Below are 944 nucleotides of genomic sequence, written 5' to 3'. Positions count from 1 at the left end.
ATCGGCCGCGAGATCAGCTGCGAGATCGAACTCGATGGTTCTGCCCCTCGCCAGATCAACGCCCTGATCACCGACGCGGCCCTGTGGGGCGAAGAAGGCCGCCACGTCCAGTACAAGCTCACCCTGCGCCCCTGGCTGCACCTGGCCACCCTGCGCACCGACTGCAGGATCTTCCAGAACCTCAGCGTTGTCCAGATCCTGGACGCCCTGCTCTCAGGCTACGCCTTCCCCGTGGACAAGCGCCTGATCGAGCACTACCCGGTGCGCGACTACCAGACCCAGTTCAACGAGAGCGACTTCGCTTTCTTCTGTCGCCTGTGCCAGGAATGGGGCATCAGCTACCACTTCGAGCATTCGGACGGCAAACACCGCCTGGTGCTATCGGACGCCATGGGCGCCTATGCGGCTGGCGATCCGCTGTACGAGCAGGTGGAATACCACGCCCCGGGCTGGAAGATCGATGCCGAGTACATCCACAGCTTCGTTCCCCAGCACCAGCTCACCAGTGGGAAGTACGCCACCCGGGACTACGACTACACCCGGCCCAGGGCTGATCTGAGTGTTTCTCGAACTGATCCGCGCCCCACAGGGCAGGCCGATGGCGAGGTCTATCAATGGCATGCATCCGAAGCAGGAGGTAGCCACTACGCCCAGCCCAATGCGGGGGCGGACACAAACACCGATCCCCACGGCGAAGGCCACTTGCTCTCCCTGCTGCGCATGCAGGCACTGCGCACCCATGGCGCCCGGGCCCAAGCCAGCGGCAACCTGCGGGGCATGGTGCCCGGATGCACCTTCCAGCTGAAGAAGCACCCCAGGGAATCGGCCAACGCCGAGTACCTGATCCTGGACACCCGCTTCCTCATTGAGGACGTGGCCGAAGACAGCCAGAACCGCGAAGCCAGTCCTGACCGCAAGCAGCAATGGCGCGTGCAGGTGGACTT

Annotated in this window: 1 protein-coding gene; it reads left to right on the top strand. The window is 63.9% G+C overall.

Annotated elements, in window-relative coordinates; all coding sequences use genetic code 11:
* Nucleotides 1–944 (top strand): type VI secretion system Vgr family protein (locus tag AC07OH_RS31925; protein WP_495303371.1); only part of this gene is annotated, 944 nt, incomplete at both ends.

Source organism: Variovorax sp. GW821-FHT10C12 (assembly GCF_059415405.1).
This window is presented reverse-complemented; position numbering and strand designations above follow the sequence as displayed.